We start from the raw sequence: 20,946 nt of genomic DNA, 5'->3' as shown, positions 1-20,946 counted from the left end.
GTGGCTTTTGCATGAATCTTGCTCATGTTTGCAAGCGACTGCTGGCCCGGTAGAATCACCGTTCCATCTCTTAGGGACCGAGACATGCCGTACCGCGTCTTATTCGGCAGTCTGTTGCTGCTGTTGTCTTTCACCGCAGCCGCCAAGGATCCCGTCCCCGCGCTGTCCTATACCCGGGACATCCAGCCGATCTTCACCGAGAAATGCGTGGCCTGCCACGCCTGCTATGACTCTGCCTGCCAGTTGAACCTGGGCAGCGGCGAAGGCGCGGCCCGGGGCGCGAGTAAGATGTCGGTGTATGACGGTGAGCGCCGCCAGGCCGCCGTCCCGACCCGCTTGTTCTATGACGCTTCCGGTCCGCAGGCCTGGCAGCGTAAGGGCTTCTATTCGGTGCTCGATGCCCAGGGGAGCCAGGCTGCGTTGATGGCGCAGATGCTGGCGCTGGGGCACGGCGCGCCGCTGCAACCCAACGCCAAGCTGCCGGAAGACATCGCGCTGGGCCTTGCGCGTGAAAACAGCTGCGCGATGCCGGGGCAATTCGATGGATACGCCGCCGCGCACCCCAGGGAGGGCATGCCCCTGGCGGTCACCGGCCTGACCGATCAGCAATACCAGACCTTGCAGCGCTGGCTGGCTGCCGGCGCCCCCATCGACCAGCAAGCCCTGGCCCCGAGCGCCGCCGAAGCCTTGCAGGTGGTGCAATGGGAAAACCTGCTCAACGCTCCCGGCGCTCGGGAAAGCCTGGTGGCTCGCTGGTTGTTCGAGCACTGGTTCCTGGCGCACATCTATTTCAAGGACGGCGAGCCGGGGCATTTCTTCCAGTGGGTGCGCTCGCGCACGCCCAGCGGTCAGCCGATCGATCTGATCAACACCCGTCGCCCGAACGACGACCCCGGCACCCGCGTCTATTACCGGCTCTGGGCGGTGCAAGGGGTGATCGTGCACAAGACCCACATCACCTACGGGCTGAGTGCGGCCAAGATGGCGCGGATCAAGAGCCTGTTCTACAAGGGCAACTGGCAGGTCACGGCGTTGCCCGGCTACGGGCCGGAGCGCCGCTCGAACCCGTTCTCCACCTTTGAAGCGATCCCGGCCCAGGCCCGCTATCAATTCATGCTCGATAACGCCGAGTATTTCGTGCGCACCTTTATCCGCGGCCCGGTATGCCGGGGTCAGATCGCCACGGATGTGATCCGCGACAACTTCTGGGCGCTGTTCCAGGCCCCTGAGCACGACCTGTACATCACCGATCCGAACTATCGCGGCCAGGCCACGCCATTGCTGGCGATGCCGGGGCAGAACGACGATGTGGGCAGCGTTGTCAGCCTGTGGCTCGACTACCGGGACAAGCGCAACGCCTACGAGGCCCTGCGCCGGGACAATTACGCCGAATTGCCGGCACCGAGCTGGTCGACGCTGTGGGCCGGTAACGACAATGCCTTGCTGAGTATTTTCCGGCACTTCGACAGCGCCTCGGTCACCAAGGGCCTGATCGGCGAAGTACCGCAGACGATGTGGCTGTTCGACTTCCCGTTGCTGGAACGCACCTATTACCAATTGGCGGTGAATTTCGATGTGTTCGGCAACGTCTCCCATCAGGCCCAGACGCGGCTGTACTTCGACCTGATTCGCAATGGCGCGGAACAGAACTTCCTGCGCCTGATGCCGGCCGACTCCCGTGAAGGCTACCTCGACGACTGGTACCAATCCGGCGGCAAATTCAAGATGTGGCTGGATTACGAGAGCATCGACAATGACAAGCCGACCGCCCTCAAGCTGGATGAACGCGACCCCAAGGGCGATTTCGCCCGGCAATTGCTGGTCCGCTATGGCGAACTGAATGCGCGGCCCGATCCGATCAACCGTTGCGACGGCGCTTATTGCTCGCGCCCGAACATCGATCCGGCCCTGCAAAATGCCGAGCAGGCCCTCAGTCGCCTGGTGTCGCGCCCGGCGGCGGGGCTGCGGGTCATCGACCAGTTGCCGGAAGCGACGATGCTGCGCATCGAAACCGCCGACGGTCATCGCGAGATCTACAGCCTGCTGCGCAACCGTGCCCATAGCAACGTGGCGTTCCTGCTGGGCGAGGAGTTGCGTTACCAACCGGGGCTGGACACCTTGACGGTCTATCCGGGCGTGCTCAGCAGCTACCCGAACTTCATGTTCAATATTCCCGCCGGGCAAGTCCCGGCGTTCGTCGACGCCATGGAAAACGCCCAGGATGAACAGGCGTTCGAGCGGATTGTCGAGCGTTGGGGGATTCGTCGCAGTCACCCGCAGTTTTGGCACTACTTCCATGACCTGAGCCGTTACATCGAGGAAACCGAGCCCCTGGAGGCCGGCGTGCTGGACATGAATCGCTACCAGAACCTCTGACCGGCATGTCCCGGCGGCGAAACCCGTGCCGCCGGCTGCTTTCCTGACAAAAATACTGGGACTTTGTCCGACGCCCTGATTTGGCGTAAACTGCCGGCAAGCCTGCGAGGAGTTTCCATGACCGCCATTACGATTACCGATGCCGCCCACGATTACCTGGCCGACCTGCTGTCCAAGCAGAACACGCCGGGAATCGGGATCCGCATCTTCATCACCCAGCCCGGCACCCAGTACGCAGAGACGTGCATTGCCTACTGCAAGCCGGGGGAAGAAAAGCCCGAAGACACCGCGTTGGGGCTCAAGAGCTTCACCGCCTACATCGATTCGTTCAGCGAAGCGTTCCTGGACGATGCGGTGGTCGACTACGCCACCGACCGGATGGGCGGCCAACTGACGATCAAGGCGCCGAATGCGAAAGTGCCGATGGTCAATGCCGACAGCCCGATCAACGAGCGCATCAACTATTACCTGCAAACCGAGATCAACCCGGGGCTGGCCAGCCACGGCGGCCAGGTGTCGCTGATCGACGTGGTGGAAGACGGCATCGCCGTGCTCCAGTTCGGCGGCGGCTGCCAGGGCTGCGGCCAGGCTGACGTGACCCTGAAGGAAGGTATCGAGCGCACGCTGCTCGAGCGTATTCCTGAACTCAAGGGTGTGCGCGACGTGACCGACCACACGCAGAAAGAAAACGCTTACTACTGATTGTTGCAGCCTGGGCTACCGCAATCGCGAGCAGGGCTCGCTCCCACAAGGACCCATAACTCTGTGGGAGCGAGCCCTGCTCGCGATTGCGGCGGTACATTCAACATCATTTCTGCCTGATCCACCGCTATCGCGAGCAAGCCCGCTCCCACAGGGAATGCGTGTTGCCCGATCAGGGCCTGTACAGATGCGCATGCCCGGCGCGGTAGAGCGATGATTCGCTGAACACCTCGTTGCCCAGCACCCGTCCCACCAGAATCAGCGCCGTGCGGCGAAAGCCCTTGGCCTGCACCTTTTTTGCGATGTCGGCCAACGTCCCCACCACCCAATCCTGATCCGGCCAAGTCGCCCGGTGAATCACGGCAATCGGGCAATCCGCGCCGTAATGGGGCAGCAGCTCACCGACGATTTTTTCCAGATGATTGACTCCCAGGTGGATCGCCATGGTCGTTCCATGTTGCGCCAGGCTACTGAGCTCCTCTCCGGCGGGCATCGCGGTCTTGTCCGCGTAGCGGGTGAGGATCACGCTCTGGGCGATGTCCGGCAAGGTCAATTCGGCACCCAGCAGGGCGGCGCAGGCTGAGGTTGCGGTCACGCCGGGAATGATTTCGAAGGGGATGCCCAATTCGCGCAGGCAACGAATCTGCTCGCCGATGGCGCCGTACAGGCTCGGGTCGCCGGAATGCACCCGGGCGACGTCCTGGCCGTTGCGATGGGCTGCCTCCATCAGCGCGATGATCTGTTCCAGATGCAGTTCGGCGCTGTTGATCACCTGTTCGGCGCAATGGCCCTCGAGCACGGCAGCGGGCACCAGGGAGCCGGCATAGATGATCACCGCGCAGCTGCGCACGAGCCGCTGGCCCTTGACGGTGATCAATTCCGGATCGCCGGGGCCGGCGCCGATGAAGTAGACGGTCATGACCGGGTTCCTGAAAAAAGAGGGGAGAGCGACGCCTGAATGAAGATCGCTCATGATCCATGGAGTGCGATTATCGGGTTTTACGAGGCGACCGCCAATGCCAGGGTGGCGTGGGCGCGCTTCTGACGGGAAATCCGCAAGGTGGCGGTCGTTTTCCCCAATTGTTCGGCGAGGGCCAGTGCCGCGCTTTCGGCGATGCCGTAGCAACCCGTGCGCTCGAAAGCGATCTGCGAGCGGTGGCTGAGGCGTCCCAGGTAACCCGCCAACTGTCCGGCACTGAAGAATGTCAGTGGCAGGGCCAGTTGCCCCGCCAGTTCCAACAGGCCCGGTTCGTCACGCTTCAGGTCGATACTGGCCAGGGCTGTCACCTCTTCAAGCGCGATGCCATGGGTCAGCAGCGTCTCATCCAGCAGCGCCCGCAACACACTGGCCGGGCAACCGCGCTGGCAGCCCAGGCCGACGACCAGCACCTGCCCGTTACTCATGCCTCGTGGTGAGCTTGGCCGTCGCGGCGGAACAGCCAGGCGCTGATCAGGCCCAGGGCCAGCCAGAACGCGACGTTGGTCAATTGCGAGGCGATCTTGAATTGGCTTTCAAGGGCTTCGGGCGCCAGCATCGAGTGGACTTCCGGTTGCGGTGCGCCGATGACATGAGGCACCAGTAAAGTCGCCACGCCCAGCAGCTTGAGCAGCCAATGCCTGCCGAACGCGATCAGGGCGATGCCCACGGCCGTCGACGCCGCGGTGCCGATCCACCACATTTGCCGTTGAGCCAGGTCGGCCGCAGCGGTGCCGGGCAGTTCCGGCGGCAGGCCAAGGGTTGGCGCGAGGACGAAGGTGGCATAACCGGCCAGGCCCCAGAGCAGGCCCTGGGAGGTGCGGGTGGGGGCGCGCAAGGTGTACAGGCCCGCCAGCATCAGGGCGAAACCTACAGCGACGACCAGATTGCCGCCGGTGGTGGACAGCACGCGTTGCCAGCCATCTTCGGGCTCCCAGGCTTCGGCATCATGGGTATGGGCGACGCCGTCGGCATGCTGATGGGCCTCGACAGGGGTTTCGGCGGCCGGGGCTTTTTCGTAGGTTTCGGCCTGCAGGATCAGTGGCGAAACCCATAGGCTTTGCAGAAGGGTCAGCAGCAGGGCGGCCAGCAAACCACTGAACCCGGCGGTTTGCGCGATACGCTTGATCATGTCGGCAGGTCTCAATGGCACGGGAAGGCGGCGCTGTGGCGGGTGTCGTGGGCCGCGTTGTGCACCGCTTCGATGTGGGAGAAACCGGCGAAATAGACCAGGCCTGCACCCAGGATCGAGGCGAGGATCGCCGCGCTCAGGCGCTGGCTCAGGGTCGTGGTGCTGCTGGCGGTGCGGGCGGTGGTGCTGATGGTCGACATGGCGCTTCCCTCTGTTCTTGTCTTGGCCAGTGGGTACTCGAGCGCAATGAAACCCCGGGCAAAAGCCCGTCAGGATTCGAACAGCGCCCGCCCACCGCGGGTTTGTTGATGTTTGAATTACGGGCCGGTCTCCGGGCTCACGAGGGGCAGGGCCTTGGCCTTGCCTGCAAGCGTCACCTTCCCATGCCATGAGGCACAGTGGATCTGACGCTTCGCTCGCTTACCGTTGCGGGGGCAGCACCGGACTGACGTGGCCTTGAAGTAAAGCACACGATTCACCGGTTTCCCGTTTCACCCTGTGAAGGGCACCCGTAACAAATGGTCTGTGTAGCGACACAGACCGTGCACAGGAGAGCATGGGGCAGGGTGGGGCGTCAATTGTCAGCAACTGGATCTGATGTGGGAACACCCTACCGTGGGAGCAAAGCTTGCTCGCGATCCAGACGACGCGGGGCTATGGAGCAAACCGCGTCATCGTTTGTCGCGGGCAAGCCTTGCTCCCACGGTATGAGTTGTCCTTGAGCCTGCTTGCAGACATTGACCCGCCCGCACACCCTGCGTAGCCTTGCGCCTTCGAGGTTCTTCGGTTTGCGCCGAAGCTAAGAAGGGAACGCGGTCCAAGCCGCGGCTGCCCCCGCAACTGTGAACGGTGACGTTCCTGCCAGGCCACTGTGCATGCCGCACGGGAAGGCGCAGGAATTGCCAGGGCTTTCCATGAAAGCCGGGATCGGCCCGCCGTCAGCCAGGAGACCTGCCTCGAAACAGATTCTCACTACAACCGGGCGGGGTGATCCGGTGGCGAAATCTTCCGTGCACGCCTGTGCCTGCGGTTGTCGTCCCGTTTGCCCGCCATCTTGCCAAAGGGCATCCGATGAAAACACTGGCCAAACTTCCCGTCACTATCGTTACCGGTTTCCTCGGTTCGGGTAAGACCACGTTGCTGCGGCACATGCTCGACAACGCCCAGGGCCGGCGTATCGCGGTGATCGTCAACGAGTTCGGTGAGCTGGGCATCGACGGCGAGATCCTCAAGCAGTGCTCCATCGGTTGCACCGAAGAAGAAGCCAGCGGTCGCGTCTATGAACTGGCCAACGGCTGCCTGTGCTGCACCGTGCAGGAAGAGTTCTTCCCGGTGATGCGCGAGCTGGTGGCCCGACGTGGCGACCTCGACCATATCCTCATCGAAACATCCGGCCTGGCCTTGCCTAAGCCGTTGGTCCAGGCCTTCCAGTGGCCGGAAATCCGCAGTGCCTGCACCGTCGACGCGGTGATCACCGTGGTCGATAGCCCGGCCGTGGCCGCCGGTACCTTCGCCGCTTTCCCCGACCAGGTCGATGCCCAGCGCAAGCTCGACCCGAACCTGGACCACGAATCGCCGCTGCACGAACTGTTCGCCGATCAGTTGGCGAGCGCCGACCTGGTGATCCTCAACAAAGCCGACCTGATCAGCCCGGAAGACCTGGCGAAAGTCCGTCTTGAAGTGGTCGAAGAACTGCCACCGGCGGTCAAGGTCATCGAAGCCAGCAACGGTCGCCTGCCGCTGGAGGTGCTGATCGGCCTGGGTGCCGGTTCCGAAGAACACATCGACAGTCGCCACAGCCATCACGACCACCACCATGACGGCGACGAGGATGACCACGATCATGACGCCTTCGATTCCATTTCCATCGAACTGCCCCAGGCTGACGAAAGCTTGCTGCTGGACGCGCTGACCCAGTTGGTGGTCCAGCACGGCGTGCTGCGGGTCAAGGGTTTCGCGGCGATCCCGAACAAGCCGATGCGCCTGTTGATCCAAGGGGTCGGTACGCGTTTCGACAAGCATTTCGACCGCCAGTGGGGCGCTGACGAAGCGCGGGTGACGCGTCTGGTGTTGATCGGCCAGGCGCTGGATGCCGGGCTGCTCGAAGCGCAGCTGCGCGCCGCCCTCAGCGTCTAAGCCATGCACCTGCTCAGGACCCAGCCCGGCGGTTTCGTTTCGGACGACAATATTGCCGACCTGGGGCAAACCCCCGCCGAGCTGGTGATCCTGTGCAGCGGCGACTCCAGCCTGGCGCTGCTGGCCGAAGCCGCGCGTCAGTTGCCGGACGACTATCCGCAGTTTCGCCTCGCCAACCCGATGCAGGTGCAGAACCATGCTTCGGTGGACCTTTACGTTGAGGACGTGCTGCGTCACGCCAAGGTCATCCTGTTGTCGCTGCACGGCGGTATCGGCTATTGGCGCTACGGCATCGAGCGCTTGCTGGAGTTGGCCGGACGCGGAGTGACATTGATCCTGGTGCCGGGGGACGACCGTCCGGACCCGGAACTCAGCGACTTGAGCAACGTGCCCGCCGCTGACCGCGACCGGCTGTGGCAGTTTTTGCGCCAGGGTGGGCTGGGCAATGCCCTGGACCTGTTTCACAACCTCGGCAGTCAATGGTTCGGGCGCGACTACCCCTGGGCTGAACCGCAGACCCTGCCACGCACGGCGATCTACCATCCGCAAAAAACCGGTGCCAGCCTCGACGACTGGCGAGCTGACTGGCAGGCCGATCAACCCGTGGCGGCGGTGCTGTTCTACCGTTCCCACCTGCAAGCGGCGAACACGGCGTTCATCGATATGTTCTGCCAGCGGTTGCAAGTGGCCGGGCTCAATCCGTTGCCGATAGCGGTGGCGAGCCTCAAGGAGCCTGGTTGTCTGGTGCAGGTTGAAGACTGGCTGGACGAGGTCGAGGCCGGGGTGATCCTCAACACCACCGGGTTTGCCCAGTCGAGCCCGGAAGCGCCGCACTTGCGGCCGTTTCGTCGCGACATTCCGGTGATCCAGGCGATCTGCGCCCAGGACAACGAACCCGGTTGGCGTGCCAGCGAGCAGGGTCTGGGCCCGCGGGACCTGGCGATGCACATCGCCTTGCCGGAGCTGGACGGGCGGATCATCAGTCGCCCCATCAGCTTCAAGGACATGGCTTGGCGCAGCGAGCGCAGCCAGAGTGACGTGGTCTGCTACCGGGCGGTGCCCGAGCGCATGGATTTCGTTGCGCACCTGACCCGGCGCTGGACCGCACTGGCGCGCCTGCCCAACGAGCAAAAGCGCGTGGCGCTGATCCTCGCCAACTACCCGACCCGGGATGGACGCATCGGCAACGGCGTCGGCCTGGATACCCCGGCGGCGGCATTGAACATCCTGCGCGCCATGCGGGACGAGGGCTATCCGCTGCCCGCCGAACTGCCTGCCAGTGGCACCGCGCTGATCCAGCAGTTGCTGGGCGGGGTCAGCAACGACCTGGACAGCCTCGACCTGCGCCCGTGCCACCAAAGCCTGGCGCTGGAGGCTTACCGGGCCATGTTCGACGCCCTGCCCGAGGCCAATCGCCAGGCGGTGCTGGAGCGCTGGGGCGCGCCCGAGACGGATCCGATGTTCCGCGCCGGTCGCCTGATGATCGCCGGCCTGCGCCTGGGCCTGACGTTCGTCGGCATCCAACCGGCCCGGGGGTATCAGGTTGACCCGAGTGCGGTCTATCACGACCCGGACCTGGTGCCGCCCCATGGCTACCTGGCGTTCTATTTCTGGTTGCGCCATACCTATGGTGCCCATTGCGTGATCCACGTCGGCAAACATGGCAACCTCGAATGGCTGCCCGGCAAAGGCGTCGGGTTGTCGGAAAGCTGTTGGCCGGATGCGTTGCTGGGACCGCTGCCGAATATCTATCCGTTCATCGTCAACGACCCGGGCGAGGGTGCCCAGGCCAAGCGGCGTACCCAGGCCGTGATCATCGACCACCTGATGCCGCCGCTGACCCGCGCCGAAACCTACGGACCGTTGCGTAACCTCGAGTTGCTGGCCGACGAGTATTACGAGGCACAACTGCTGGACCCGCGCCGTGCCCGGGAGCTGCAGCGGGACATCCTGAACCTGGTGCGCGAAACCCACATCGATCGCGAGCTGCAATTGGATGCCGACGCCGATGCGGCGATCTGGCTGCCGCGCCTGGACACCTACCTGTGCGATCTGAAGGAGTCGCAGATCCGCGACGGTCTGCACATTTTTGGCGAGTCGCCCAGCGGACGGCTGCGCATCGACACCTTGCTGGCGTTGTTGCGCATTCCCCGGGGCGATGGCAAGGGTGCGCAGTCGAGCCTGTTGCGAGCGCTGTCGAAGGCGTTCGGGCTGGGCTTCGATCCGTTGGATTGCGCCTTGGCCGAGCCGTGGGCCGGCGACTGTCCCGAGGCGTTGCGGCGGGTCAGCGATGAGCCCTGGCGTACCGCCGGCGATACCCGCGAGCGCCTGGAGCTGTTTGCGGCAAGCTTGATCGAGCAGGCCTTGGAAGGCAGGGTCGAGCAATTGGAAGCGCCGGGTTGGCAGGACGTGAGCAGCATCATCGAGAGCCTGCGCTCCGTCGTGGCCCCGCGCCTGGATGCCTGTGGCCCGGCGGAAATGCGCGGCCTGCTCGATGCCTTGAGCGGACGCTTCGTGCCGGCGGGCCCCAGCGGTGCGCCGAGTCGTGGGCGCCTGGACGTGTTGCCCACCGGACGCAACTTCTTCTCGGTGGACGTACGCAACCTGCCCACCACCACGGCGTGGCGCATCGGTTTCCAGTCGGCGAACCTGATTCTGGAGCGGCACTTGCAGGATCACGGCGATCACCTGCGCCAGCTCGGCCTGTCGGTGTGGGGCACCGCCACCATGCGCACCGGCGGCGATGACATCGCCCAGGCCATGGCGCTGATGGGCGTGCGCCCGGTATGGGCCACGGGCAGCCAACGGGTGGATGACTTCGAGATCCTGCCGCTGAGCCTGTTGGATCGGCCCCGGGTCGATGTGACGTTGCGGGTATCGGGGTTCTTCCGGGACGCCTTCGCCAACCTGATCCGGCTGTTCGATGCGGCGGTGCAGGCCGTTGCCGCGCTCGACGAGCCGGAAGACATGAACCCCCTGGCGGCCAAGGTGCGGAGCGAACGAGAGGCTTTGCTGGCGTCGGGCCTTGAGGCGGACGCGGCTGCCCGCCAGGCCGGCTGGCGGATCTTCGGCGCCAAGCCCGGTGCTTATGGCGCGGGCGTGCAGGGCGCCATCGACGGTCGCCTGTGGCAGAGCCGCGAAGACCTGGCCGAGGTGTACCTGAACTGGGGCGGCTACGCCTACGGCGGCGCAGATGAAGGCACCGCTGCGCGAGATCAGTTTTCCCGGCGCTTGAGCCAGGTACAAGCGGTGTTGCAGAACCAGGACAACCGCGAGCACGACCTGCTCGATTCCAACGATTACTACCAGTTCCAGGGCGGTATGCTGGCGGCGGTGGAGACCCTCGGTGGAACCGCCGCGGCCAGCTACCACGGCGATCACAGCCAACCCGACCTGCCCCGGATCCGCACCCTCAAGGAAGAGCTCAACCGCGTCATCCGTTCCCGGGCGGCCAACCCGAAGTGGATCGACGGGGTCAAGCGTCACGGTTACAAGGGCGCGTTCGAACTGGCGGCGACGGTGGACAACCTGTTCGCTTTCGACGCCACGACGCAACTGATCGACGATCACCAGTACGCCTTGCTGGCCGATGCCTACCTCCTCGACCCGGACACCCGGGACTTCGTCCGCCAACACAACCCCGATGCCTTGCGGGACATGACCGAGCGCATGCTGGAAGCCCAGCAGCGGGGGATGTGGCAGGCGCCGGGAGCGTATCGCGAGGCGCTGGAGAATCTGTTGCTCGACATTGAAGAAGATGGTTGATGGGTACCATCAGTTGGCCATGCCCAGAACCTGTGCCAAGGTCGTCTGTGGGAGCAAGGCTTGCCCGCGATACAGGCGGTGCGGTCCTTCAGAAATCGAGGCGTCTTTTCGCGAGCAAGCTTTGCTCCCACAGTGTGGGGATAAATCCCCTTGGCACAGAGCTGTGTTCAAACTGAACTTACCGACCACTCCCGAGAACTCACGATGACCGACACCCCTCATTTCCCACTCTCCGCCGTGGTCGGCGCCGATGACCTGAAACTGGCGCTGTGCCTGGCCGCCATCGATCCGAAAATTGGCGGCGTGCTGATCGAAGGGCCTCGCGGCATGGCCAAGTCGACCCTGGCCAGGGGGCTGGCGGACTTGCTGGCCAGCGGTCAGTTCGTCACCTTGCCTCTGGGCGCCACCGAAGAGCGGCTGGTAGGCACCCTCGATCTGGACGCTGCCCTGGGAGAAGGGCGCGCGCAGTTCTCCCCCGGTGTGCTGGCCAAGGCCGACGGTGGCGTATTGTACGTCGATGAAGTGAACCTGCTGCCGGATCACCTGGTGGACCTGCTGCTGGACGTCGCCGCCAGCGGCACCAACCTGATCGAGCGCGACGGTATCTCCCATCGGCATCCGGCGCGTTTCGTGCTGATCGGCACCATGAACCCGGAAGAGGGCGAGTTGCGCCCGCAACTGCTCGACCGGTTTGGGCTGAATGTGGCCCTCGACGGTCATACCGCACCGGCCGAGCGTGGGCAGATCATTCGGCGGCGGCTGGATTTCGACAGTGATCCCGTGGCGTTTTGCGCGCAATGGGCGTCGGCCCAGGGCCAACTGCGCGAACGCTGCCAGAACGCTCGCGAGCGTTTGTCACAGATTCCCCTGGACGATCAGGCCCTGGCGCAGATCACCGAGCGCTGCTTTGCCGCCGGTGTCGATGGCTTGCGTGCCGACCTGGTCTGGTTGCGCGCCGCACGGGCCCATGCCGCCTGGCGCGGGGCGCCGGTTATCGCCGCCGAGGACATCGATGCGGTCGCCGAGTTTGCCTTGCGTCACCGTCGGCGCGAGCACTCAGCCCCGGCACCTTCACCGTCCCAGGCCCCTTCGGCTGGCGAAAGAGCCGCCGAGCCAAACGAAGGCCAGGGCCAATGGGGCGACTTGCCGGCCCAGGCGCTACCGACCGGTGCCCGGCGTGAAGTGCCGAGCTGGCCAAAAAAGCCCTAGGCATTCGCCCCCGTTCGGCCGCGGGGGAGAATGCCAGACCCCGTGCGGGGCCGTTGCAGCAGGGACGCCAGGGTCGTAGCAAAGCCGCGGCCAGCGGCGTGGTGAATTGGCCGGGCACCTTGTTGAACGGTCGCCCGCGCCTGCGTGAAGACCTGCGCTGGCAGGCCCGTCATCGCTCGCCCCATGAACTCTGGCTGGTGATCGTCGATGCGTCGGCCTCGACCCGTCGTCATCGGGCCTTGAGCGATGGCAAGGGCCTGCTGGCGCAGCTGTTCGACGATGCCTACCGGCAACGCGCCCGGTTAGCGCTGCTGACGGCCAGCGGCAGTGTTCCGAATTGGCAGGTGCAAGGTCTCAAGGCCTCGGCCGGGTTGCGGGACTGGCTCGAGGGGCTGGGCGCCGGTGGTGGTACGCCGTTGCTGGCGGCGCTGCAGGAGGCCGGTCATTGGTTGGTCGCCCGGCGCAAACGCTACCCGGCGGAGCAGCAGAGGGTGTTGCTGATGACGGATGGACGGGTGAAGGAGGGCTCGCCGCTGCCGCCGCTCGATTGCCCGTGTCTGTTGATCGACATCGAGCGAGGCCCGATCCGCCTGGGCCGGGCCCGGCAGTTGGCGGAGCAATTGGGGGCTGAGTATCGGTATATCGATGATGGGGTATCTGACTGATATCCGTTGCTTGGACGGGCCCCATCGCGAGCAGGCTCGCTCCCACATGAGATGCGCTGTGAATACATGATAGATCTACGCCACAACCCCCTGTGGGAGCGAGCCTGCTCGCGATAGCATCGCCTCGGTCCCCGATCTGCCCACCCCCAGACGGATCCCTGTTCTATGCTGAGGCAACTTCACAGGAGTGAACCATGCGCATACTCGTCACCAATCCCCAGGACGATTTCCGGGTCAAGGCGTATGCCGGCACCAATGGCGTGTTGCTCGCCATGGACCTGGCCGAACCGCGGCGCAAGGGCCTGCTGGGATTTGCCATCGAGAAACAGCAGGGTGACAAGCCCTGGCTATTCCTGTTCAACAGCCTGACGTTCCCCGACAAGGCCCACACCTTTCCCGAGTTCCATGCCACGCCCAGCGACAAGGCGCCTTTGCAGAAATTTCGCTGGGCCGATTACGCCGTCAATCCCGGTATGACCATTCATTACCGTGTGCACTTGGCCTACGGCAGTCCCGATGCGCCGCAGTTGGGAGAGTCCCTGGAGGTCACGGTCACCAGCGATAACGGCCAGCCGGCCAACCAGCGAGTGATCTTCAATCGTGCCGTGGCCGCCAGCCAGGCGTTCCAGCGCAAGTTCCCCGAACTGGATGCGTTGATCAGTGCCAACCGGAACCTGTCCATCGACGATTGGCCCGATGCGCCGCGGCGCTGGCTGGAGAACGGCCTGCTGGGACGCCTGACCGGCTTCATCGACCGGGCATTGGATGCCACCTGGGCCCTGGATGTTGCCATCTACGAGTACGAACTGCCGGTGATCGTCGATGCGGTGAATGCCGCATTCGCCCGCGGCGCGCAGGTGCGGGTGCTGTACCACGCCGAGCCGGGCGACGACACCACACTGCGCAACGAAGCCAGCCTGGAAAAACTGCCGCCGGCCAACAAGCGGGGACGGGTGACCCAAGGCATCTTCCACGACAAGTTCATCGTCTTGAGCAAGGTCGATGGCAGCGGTGCGTCGCATCCCGAGGCCGTGCTCTGCGGCAGCACCAATTTCACCGCCAACGGTGTCTACCGCCAGGCCAATGTCGTTCATGTGCTGGACGACCCTCGGGTGAGCGACAGCTATCGCCAGGTGTTCGAGCAGATCTGGGCCGCACCCCAGGACGTCGATGCCACCCGCCAGTGGCTGACTCAGAGCAACCCCATGGACCCGCAGCAACGGTTGTTCGTCGGGTTCTCGCCGCGCACCGGAGAGGGCGATCTGGAGCGCTTCGTCGAGATCATCAATGCCGCCCGCAAGGATCTGCTGTTCGTTACCGCCTTCGTCCTGCCCGACCGGATCCTCGACGCCTTGCTTGGCCAGCCCCATGACGACGTCCTGCGCTATGGCCTGCAAAACACCACCAGCCGCATCACCGGATTCCATGCCGACCGCACCGCCGAATTCGCCGCCACCGCGTTGCTCAACACCGGGCTGGAAGGCTGGCTCAGGGAAAACATGAAAGGCCAGAAGGGCAACCTGCTGGTGCACACCAAAGCCATCGTCACCGACTTCACCAGCGACACGCCGACCATCATCAGCGGCAGTCACAACCTCAGCGCCGCCGCCAGCAGCAATAACGACGAGAACTACCTGATCATCCAGGGCGACACCGACCTGGCCGACCGCTATGGGTTGGAACTGCTGCGTTTCTACGAGCATTACCGCTTTCGTTATTTCGCCAGGAAGCTCGCGCTCAAACAGGTCAAGCCGCTGGCGGTGGATGACAGCTGGAGCGATGACTATTACCGCGACGGGGACCTGCGGATGTTGTCGAGGGTGAGGTTTTGCGGGCGCTAGCGGCAGCGGCAATTATTGCTACAAGCGCAAGTAGTCCCGGCACCGCCGACCCTTGTGGGAGCGAGCCTGCTCGCGAAGACGGCTTCACATTCAGCCTCAATTCCAACTGACCCACCGCTATCGCGAGCAGGCTCGCTCCCACAGAGGGCATGCGGCACCGGTTTGGGGCCTTGCTACCCGCGCCTCGTAGCCAACGGTAGCAGTCTCGGGATCACGTCCCGAGTCATCCACGCGTGGCCGATTTCTCCATCTCCCTGATTCCATTCACTTTCCATTTTCGTCACCCATGGGTCTCAAGCCTGTGGCACACTTTCTGCTGTCTATTCCGTTGTTACATACCATGTTCCGGTATAGCGGAATAAACTCATCCTGGAGTGCTTGCCATGCATCGCCGACCTTCCTTGTTCAAAGCGTGTGTTTTTCTCTTCGCGGCCACGACGGCTGCCATGGGTGTCGCTCAGGCGGCCGACAGCAAGCTGGACAGCGTGCTGCAACGGGGGAAATTGATCGTGGGCACGGGCAGCACCAACGCGCCGTGGCACTTCCAGGGAGCGGATGGCAAGTTGCAAGGGTTTGATATCGACATCGCACGGATGGTCGCCAAGGGCCTGTTCAACGATCCGACGAAAGTCGAGTTCGTGGTGCAGTCTTCCGATGCGCGGATTCCCAACCTGCTGACCGACAAGGTGGACATGAGCTGCCAGTTCATCACCGTGACCGCCAGCCGTGCCCAGCAAGTAGCCTTTACCTTGCCGTACTACCGCGAAGGCGTAGGCCTGCTGTTGACAGCCAACAGCAAGTACAAGGAAATCGACGACCTGAAGGCTGCCGGCGATGGCGTTACCGTCGCGGTGTTGCAGAACGTCTATGCCGAAGAATTGGTGCACCAGGCGCTGCCCAAGGCCAAGGTCGACCAGTACGACAGCGTCGACCTGATGTACCAGGCGGTGAACTCTGGCCGCGCCGATGCCGCCGCAACCGATCAGTCCTCGGTCAAGTACCTGATGGTGCAGAACCCTGGCCGCTATCGCAGCCCGGCGTATGCCTGGAGCCCGCAAACCTATGCCTGTGCGGTCAAGCGCGGCGACCAGGATTGGCTGAACTTCGTCAACACCACCCTGCATGAAGCCATGACCGGCGTGGAGTTCCCCACCTACGCTGCGTCGTTCAAACAGTGGTTTGGCGTCGAGCTGCCGTCGCCGGCCATCGGGTTCCCCGTTGAGTTCAAATGATCCCGTGAGCCCGGGGCGCCCCATGCGGGCGCCCCGTCGAAGGTACTGCCGACCATGAACTATCAGTTGAACTTTGCCGCTGTCTGGCGCGATTTCGACACCTTGCTGGCGGGGCTTGGCCTGGGACTCGGCCTGGCACTGGTGTCGATCGCCATCGGTTGCGTGATCGGCCTGGCCATGGCTTTCGCGCTGCTCAGCAAGCACCGCGTATTGCGGGTGCTGGCGTCGGTGTACGTCACGGTGATCCGCAATACGCCGATCCTGGTGCTGATCCTGTTGATCTACTTCGCCTTGCCGAGCCTCGGCATTCGCCTGGACAAGCTGCCGTCGTTTGTCATCACCTTGTCGTTGTACGCCGGGGCCTACCTGACCGAAGTGTTCCGCGGTGGGTTGATGAGCATCCACAAGGGCCAGCGGGAAGCGGGCCTGGCGATTGGCCTGGGCGAGTGGCAAGTGAAAGCCTATGTCACCGTGCCGGTGATGCTGCGCAACGTGCTGCCGGCCTTGTCGAACAACTTCATTTCGCTGTTCAAGGACACCTCCCTGGCGGCGGCGATTGCCGTGCCGGAGCTGACCTATTACGCCCGCAAGATCAACGTGGAGAGCTACCGGGTGATCGAAACCTGGCTGGTGACCACGGCCCTGTATGTCGCGGCCTGTTATCTCATTGCCATGCTGCTGCGGTATTTCGAGCAGCGCCTGGCGATTCGCCGTTAGGAGCGTCCCATGTACGAATCCCCCAGTTGGTTGCATGAGCTATGGGTTGCCCGGGATACGCTCTGGGCCGGTTTTCTGACCAGTGTGCAGTGTTCGGTGCTGGCGATTTTTCTGGGCACCTTGATTGGCCTGGTTGCCGGGCTGGTGCTGACCTACGGCCGCACCTGGATGCGCGCGCCGTTTCGCTTCTATGTCGACCTGATTCGCGGCACGCCGGTGTTCGTGCTGGTGCTGGCCTGCTTCTACATGGCTCCGGCGCTGGGTTGGCAGATCGGCGCGTTCCAGGCCGGTGTCCTGGGCCTGACGCTGTTCTGTGGTTCCCACGTGGCCGAGATCGTGCGCGGTGCCTTGCAAGCGCTGCCCCGAGGGCAGATGGAAGCCAGCCAGGCCATCGGCCTGACGTTCTTCCAGGCCCTGGGTTACGTACTGTTGCCCCAGGCATTGCGGCAGATCCTGCCGACCTGGGTCAATTCCTCCACCGAGATCGTCAAGGCCTCGACCTTGCTGTCGGTGATCGGTGTCGCCGAGCTGCTGCTCAGCACCCAGCAGATCATCGCCCGGACCTTCATGACCCTGGAGTTCTACCTGTTCGCCGGGTTTCTCTTTTTCATCATCAATTACGCCATCGAATTGCTCGGGCGGCACATTGAAAAGCGGGTGGCCTTGCCATGACTGACGTTTCGACCCCCTCCAACGCCCAGCCGCTGCTCGACATTCGCGGCCTGCGCAAACAATACGGCCCACTGGAAGTGCTCAAGGGCGTCGACCTGAGCATGCAGCGCGGCAACGTCGTCACGCTGATCGGTTCCAGCGGTTCGGGCAAGACCACACTGCTGCGCTGCGTGAACATGCTGGAAGAATTCCAGGGCGGGCGGATACTGCTCGACGGCGAGTCCATCGGTTACGACGAGGTCGATGGCAAGCGCGTGCGCCATCCCGAGAAAGTCATCGCCCGGCATCGTGCGATGACCGGCATGGCGTTTCAGCAATTCAACCTGTTTCCCCACCTGAGCGCGTTGCAGAACGTCACCCTGGGCCTGCTCAAGGTGAAGAAGCTGCCCAAGGACGAAGCGGTGGCCCTGGCCGAGAAGTGGCTGGAGCGGGTCGGCCTGCTGGAACGCCGCAATCACTTCCCCGGTCAGTTGTCCGGTGGCCAGCAGCAGCGGGTGGCGATTGCCCGGGCAATTGCCATGAACCCCAGCCTGATGCTGTTCGACGAAGTCACCTCGGCCCTCGATCCGGAGCTGGTGGGTGAGGTGCTGAACGTGATCAAGGGGCTGGCCGAAGACGGCATGACCATGTTGCTGGTGACCCACGAAATGCGCTTTGCCTTCGAGGTTTCCGACAAAATCGTCTTCATGAACCAGGGCCGCATCGAAGAGCAGGGTCCGCCGAAGGAACTGTTCGAGCGGCCGCAGTCACCGCGCCTGGCGGAATTTCTCAAGAACACTCGTTTTTAATCCATTGAACAAGGAGAACCACTCATGAGCATCAAGCGCTACGGTACCGGCAGCACCGCAGGCGGCGGCCAGCCACGGCCCTTTGCCCGCGCCGTCGAGGCCGATGGCTGGTTGCACGTGTCCGGACAAGTGCCGGCGGTGAACGGCGAGATCGTCGCCGGCGGGATTGTCGAGCAGACCCACCAGACCATGAAGAACGTGATCGCCATTCTCGAAGAGGCCGGCTACGAGCTCAAGGACGTGGTGCGCTGTGGTGTGTGGCTGGATGACCCTCGGGACTTCTGGAGTTTCAACAAGGTATTCGGCGAATACTTCAGCCCCGAACACGCCCCGGCCCGGGCCTGTGTGCAGGCGAGCATGATGGTGGATTGCAAGGTCGAGATCGATTGCGTGGCCTACAAGAAAAAGTGAGGCCATCGCGGGCAAGCCTTGCTCCCACAAGATCAAGCTGTGCCTGTGGGAGCAAGGCTTGCCCGCGATAGCGATCTACCAGACGCCACCGCTGTCTGGTTACACTCGCGGCCAACTGAATGGGAACCCAAGACATGACCGAAGACACTATCAAACGCCGGGCCCGGGGACTGGATCGGGCGTTCGATATCCTCGATTTCCTCAAGGAGATCGGCCAGCCGCTGCGCCCGAACGACATTGCCAGCGGCATCGGCAGCCCCAAGTCCACGGTCTATGAACTGGTGGCATCGCTGCTGGAGCGGCGCATCCTCGAGCCGGTGGGCAAGGACGGCCACGTCTACCTGGGCCGCCAGTTGTACTTTCTCGGGCAGGCGCACCTGCGGCATTTCGATTTGAGCCGCGAGGCCGATCACGCCTTGCAGGAGATCGTCCGCCAGACCCGGGAAACCGCGCAGATGTGCCTGCTCAACGGGCGCAAATACACGGTGGCACTGATGAAGGAGGGCGAGCGGCATTTTCGCATTTCATCGGACATCGGTGAAAACGCGCCTATCCCCTGGACCGCCTCCGGCCGCCTGCTGCTGGCGCATCTGAGCGACCAGCAGATCGTCGACCTGATCGACCCCGACGACTTCATCCTGCCGGACGGCGAGCGCCTGCCGGTGGAGCAGTTTCTCAAGGAGATCCGCCAGGCCGGCCTCGATGGTTTCTTCTCCTTCGACAGCGTCGCCGACACCTTCACCCACTGCTTCGCCGCACCGGTCAAAGACCCCAACGGCGTGGCCATTGCGACCCTGTGCATCGTCGCCCCCCGGGCCGATGCCAAGAACAATTACGCCGATTACCGCCGGGTGCTGATCGACAGCGCCAACAACCTGGCCCGGCGCATCAATGAATAGACAATAGCGGTCACCCGCGACCGCGAGAGGAGTTCGACCATGTCTTCTGCCATTCAGGACGCTGCCGTAGAGAAGGGCGCCGCCATTGTCGGCGCTCACCTGTTGCGCGACGTCAGCCTGCCGGCGCTGGTGCTGCATCGTGAAGCGCTGGAACACAACATTCGCTGGATGCAACAGTTCGTCAGCAACAGCGGTGCCGAGCTGGCGCCCCACGGCAAGACCAGCATGACCCCGGCGCTGTTCCGCCGGCAACTCGATGCCGGCGCCTGGGGCCTGACCCTTGCCACCGCCGTGCAAACCCGTGCCGCTTACGCTCACGGTGTGCGGCGGGTGCTGATGGCCAACCAATTGGTGGGCACGCCGAACATGGCGCTGATCGCCGATCTGCTGGCCGACCCGACATTCGAATTCCATTGCATGGTCGATCATCCGGACAACGTCGCCGACCTGGGCGAGTTCTTCGCATCCCGCGGTGCGCGGCTGAACGTGATGATCGAGTACGGCGTGGTCGGTGGTCGTTGCGGGTGCCGGAGCGAGGCCGAAGTGCTGGCCCTGGCCGAGGCGATCCGGGCGCAACCGGCGCTGGCCCTGACCGGTATCGAAGGCTACGAAGGGGTGATCCACGGTGACCACGCCGTCAGCGGTATCCGTGCGTTCGCGGCGTCTTTGGTGGGGTTGGCGGTGCAGTTACAGGACAGCGGCGCGTTTGCCCTCGATAAACCGATCATCACGGCCTCGGGGTCGGCCTGGTACGACCTGATCGCCGAATCCTTCGAGGCCCGCAATGCCCACGGGCGTTTCCTCAGCGTGCTGCGTCCCGGCAGCTATGTGGCCCACGACCATGGCATCTACAAGGAGGCCCAGTGCTGCGTACTGGAACGACGCAACGACCTGCACGAAGGCCTGCAGCCGGCGCTGGAGGTCTGGGCCCATGTGCAATCACTGCCGGAGCCGGGTTTTGCGGTCATCGCCCTGGGCAAGCGCGACGTGGCCTACGACGCCGGGCTGCCGGTGCCGCTCAAGCGCTACAAGCCTGGATCTGATGAGGTAGCCGGTGACGATGTAAGCGGCTGCAAAGTGACGGCGGTGATGGACCAGCATGCGTTCATGACGGTGGCACCGGGAGTTGAGTTGCGGATCGGCGACATCATTGCGTTCGGCACTTCCCATCCGTGCCTGACCTTCGACAAGTGGCGGGTGGGGTGCCTGGTGGATGAGCAGTTGCGGGTGATCGAAAGCATGGAGACTTGTTTCTAGGCTTGAAACTGAGTTGCGCCTATCGCGGGCAAGCCTTGCTCCCACAGGTCTTGCTCCAACAGGACCTGCTCCCACAGGTCTTGCTCCCATAGGTCTTGCTCCAACAGGCTTGTGGGAGCAGGACCTATGGGAGCAAGGCTTGCCCGCGATGGCGGCCTGCTCGACACC

The 20,946-nt window shown here is 63.7% G+C and carries 18 protein-coding genes and 2 riboswitches; of the genes, 14 read left to right on the top strand and 4 right to left on the bottom strand.

Going from position 1 to position 20,946, the window contains the following annotated elements; genetic code table 11:
- Positions 1-84: 84 nt before the first annotated feature.
- Together CGA22_RS01010 and nfuA are read left to right on the top strand one after the other, a co-directional pair.
- Positions 85-2,376: a fatty acid cis/trans isomerase gene (locus CGA22_RS01010; RefSeq protein ID WP_041021304.1), complete on the top strand. Its 2,292-nt coding sequence runs from the start codon at positions 85-87 to the stop codon at positions 2,374-2,376.
- Positions 2,377-2,493: 117 nt separating this feature from the next.
- Complete coding sequence (gene nfuA / locus CGA22_RS01005) at positions 2,494-3,078, top strand: Fe-S biogenesis protein NfuA (protein WP_024781251.1); 585 nt, start codon at positions 2,494-2,496, stop codon at positions 3,076-3,078.
- A 172-nt stretch (positions 3,079-3,250) separates the two neighbouring features.
- Here nfuA and cobM read toward each other — a convergent pair whose 3' ends face one another.
- The 4 genes from cobM to CGA22_RS00985 all read right to left on the bottom strand — a co-directional run bounded on the left by cobM (position 3,251) and on the right by CGA22_RS00985 (position 5,386).
- On the bottom strand, positions 3,251-3,997 hold the full coding sequence (cobM, locus tag CGA22_RS01000; protein WP_041021305.1) for a precorrin-4 C(11)-methyltransferase: 747 nt from the start codon (positions 3,995-3,997) through the stop codon (positions 3,251-3,253).
- A gap of 80 nt (positions 3,998-4,077) precedes the next feature.
- On the bottom strand, positions 4,078-4,482 hold the full coding sequence (locus CGA22_RS00995) for a cobalamin biosynthesis protein (RefSeq protein WP_188258460.1): 405 nt from the start codon (positions 4,480-4,482) through the stop codon (positions 4,078-4,080).
- A complete protein-coding gene (locus tag CGA22_RS00990) occupies positions 4,479-5,186 on the bottom strand; it encodes a CbtA family protein (RefSeq protein ID WP_041022745.1) in 708 nt (235 codons plus the stop codon). Before CGA22_RS00990 ends, CGA22_RS00995 begins: the two co-directional genes overlap by 4 nt.
- 11 nt (positions 5,187-5,197) lie before the next feature.
- Entirely contained in the window at positions 5,198-5,386 is a 189-nt protein-coding gene (locus CGA22_RS00985; RefSeq protein WP_041022746.1) for a CbtB domain-containing protein, read from the bottom strand.
- A 104-nt stretch (positions 5,387-5,490) separates the two neighbouring features.
- Positions 5,491-5,714: riboswitch (cobalamin riboswitch) on the bottom strand.
- 231 nt (positions 5,715-5,945) lie between these two features.
- Positions 5,946-6,160: riboswitch (cobalamin riboswitch) on the top strand.
- Positions 6,161-6,257: 97 nt separating this feature from the next.
- Between CGA22_RS00985 and cobW the strand changes: the two genes are divergently transcribed.
- The 12 genes from cobW to CGA22_RS00925 all read left to right on the top strand — a co-directional run bounded on the left by cobW (position 6,258) and on the right by CGA22_RS00925 (position 20,778).
- Positions 6,258-7,322, top strand: a complete 1,065-nt coding sequence (gene cobW, locus CGA22_RS00980; RefSeq protein WP_041022747.1) for a cobalamin biosynthesis protein CobW — start codon at positions 6,258-6,260, stop codon at positions 7,320-7,322.
- Positions 7,323-7,325: 3 nt separating this feature from the next.
- On the top strand, positions 7,326-11,087 hold the full coding sequence (gene cobN, locus CGA22_RS00975) for a cobaltochelatase subunit CobN (protein ID WP_188258459.1): 3,762 nt from the start codon (positions 7,326-7,328) through the stop codon (positions 11,085-11,087).
- Positions 11,088-11,291: 204 nt separating this feature from the next.
- Complete coding sequence (locus tag CGA22_RS00970) at positions 11,292-12,296, top strand: ATP-binding protein (protein WP_041023446.1); 1,005 nt, start codon at positions 11,292-11,294, stop codon at positions 12,294-12,296.
- A gap of 53 nt (positions 12,297-12,349) precedes the next feature.
- A complete protein-coding gene (locus CGA22_RS00965; RefSeq protein ID WP_177329264.1) occupies positions 12,350-12,961 on the top strand; it encodes a vWA domain-containing protein in 612 nt (203 codons plus the stop codon).
- A gap of 194 nt (positions 12,962-13,155) precedes the next feature.
- Entirely contained in the window at positions 13,156-14,802 is a 1,647-nt protein-coding gene (locus CGA22_RS00960) for a phospholipase D-like domain-containing protein (protein ID WP_188258458.1), read from the top strand.
- A gap of 383 nt (positions 14,803-15,185) precedes the next feature.
- Positions 15,186-16,034 carry a transporter substrate-binding domain-containing protein gene (locus tag CGA22_RS00955; RefSeq protein ID WP_041024413.1) on the top strand — a complete coding sequence of 283 codons (849 nt, stop codon included), beginning with the start codon at positions 15,186-15,188 and terminating at the stop codon, positions 16,032-16,034.
- A gap of 54 nt (positions 16,035-16,088) precedes the next feature.
- A complete protein-coding gene (locus CGA22_RS00950; protein WP_041024414.1) occupies positions 16,089-16,751 on the top strand; it encodes an amino acid ABC transporter permease in 663 nt (220 codons plus the stop codon).
- Positions 16,752-16,760: 9 nt separating this feature from the next.
- On the top strand, positions 16,761-17,423 hold the full coding sequence (locus tag CGA22_RS00945) for an amino acid ABC transporter permease (protein WP_041024415.1): 663 nt from the start codon (positions 16,761-16,763) through the stop codon (positions 17,421-17,423).
- The gene (locus CGA22_RS00940) at positions 17,420-18,211 is read left to right on the top strand and encodes an amino acid ABC transporter ATP-binding protein (protein ID WP_041024416.1); all 792 of its coding nucleotides are present in this window, start codon (positions 17,420-17,422) and stop codon (positions 18,209-18,211) included. The genes CGA22_RS00945 and CGA22_RS00940 overlap by 4 nt, the downstream gene beginning before the upstream one ends.
- A gap of 24 nt (positions 18,212-18,235) precedes the next feature.
- Positions 18,236-18,622, top strand: coding sequence for a RidA family protein (locus CGA22_RS00935; RefSeq protein WP_188258457.1), 387 nt, complete (start codon positions 18,236-18,238; stop codon positions 18,620-18,622).
- 134 nt (positions 18,623-18,756) lie between these two features.
- A complete protein-coding gene (locus tag CGA22_RS00930) occupies positions 18,757-19,521 on the top strand; it encodes an IclR family transcriptional regulator (protein WP_041022577.1) in 765 nt (254 codons plus the stop codon).
- A gap of 39 nt (positions 19,522-19,560) precedes the next feature.
- The gene (locus CGA22_RS00925; protein WP_041022578.1) at positions 19,561-20,778 is read left to right on the top strand and encodes an amino acid deaminase; all 1,218 of its coding nucleotides are present in this window, start codon (positions 19,561-19,563) and stop codon (positions 20,776-20,778) included.
- The last annotated feature ends 168 nt before the right edge of the window (positions 20,779-20,946 follow it).

It is taken from the genome of Pseudomonas sp. PSB18 (genome assembly GCF_014596565.1).
Taxonomy (GTDB): domain Bacteria; phylum Pseudomonadota; class Gammaproteobacteria; order Pseudomonadales; family Pseudomonadaceae; genus Aquipseudomonas.
This window is presented reverse-complemented; position numbering and strand designations above follow the sequence as displayed.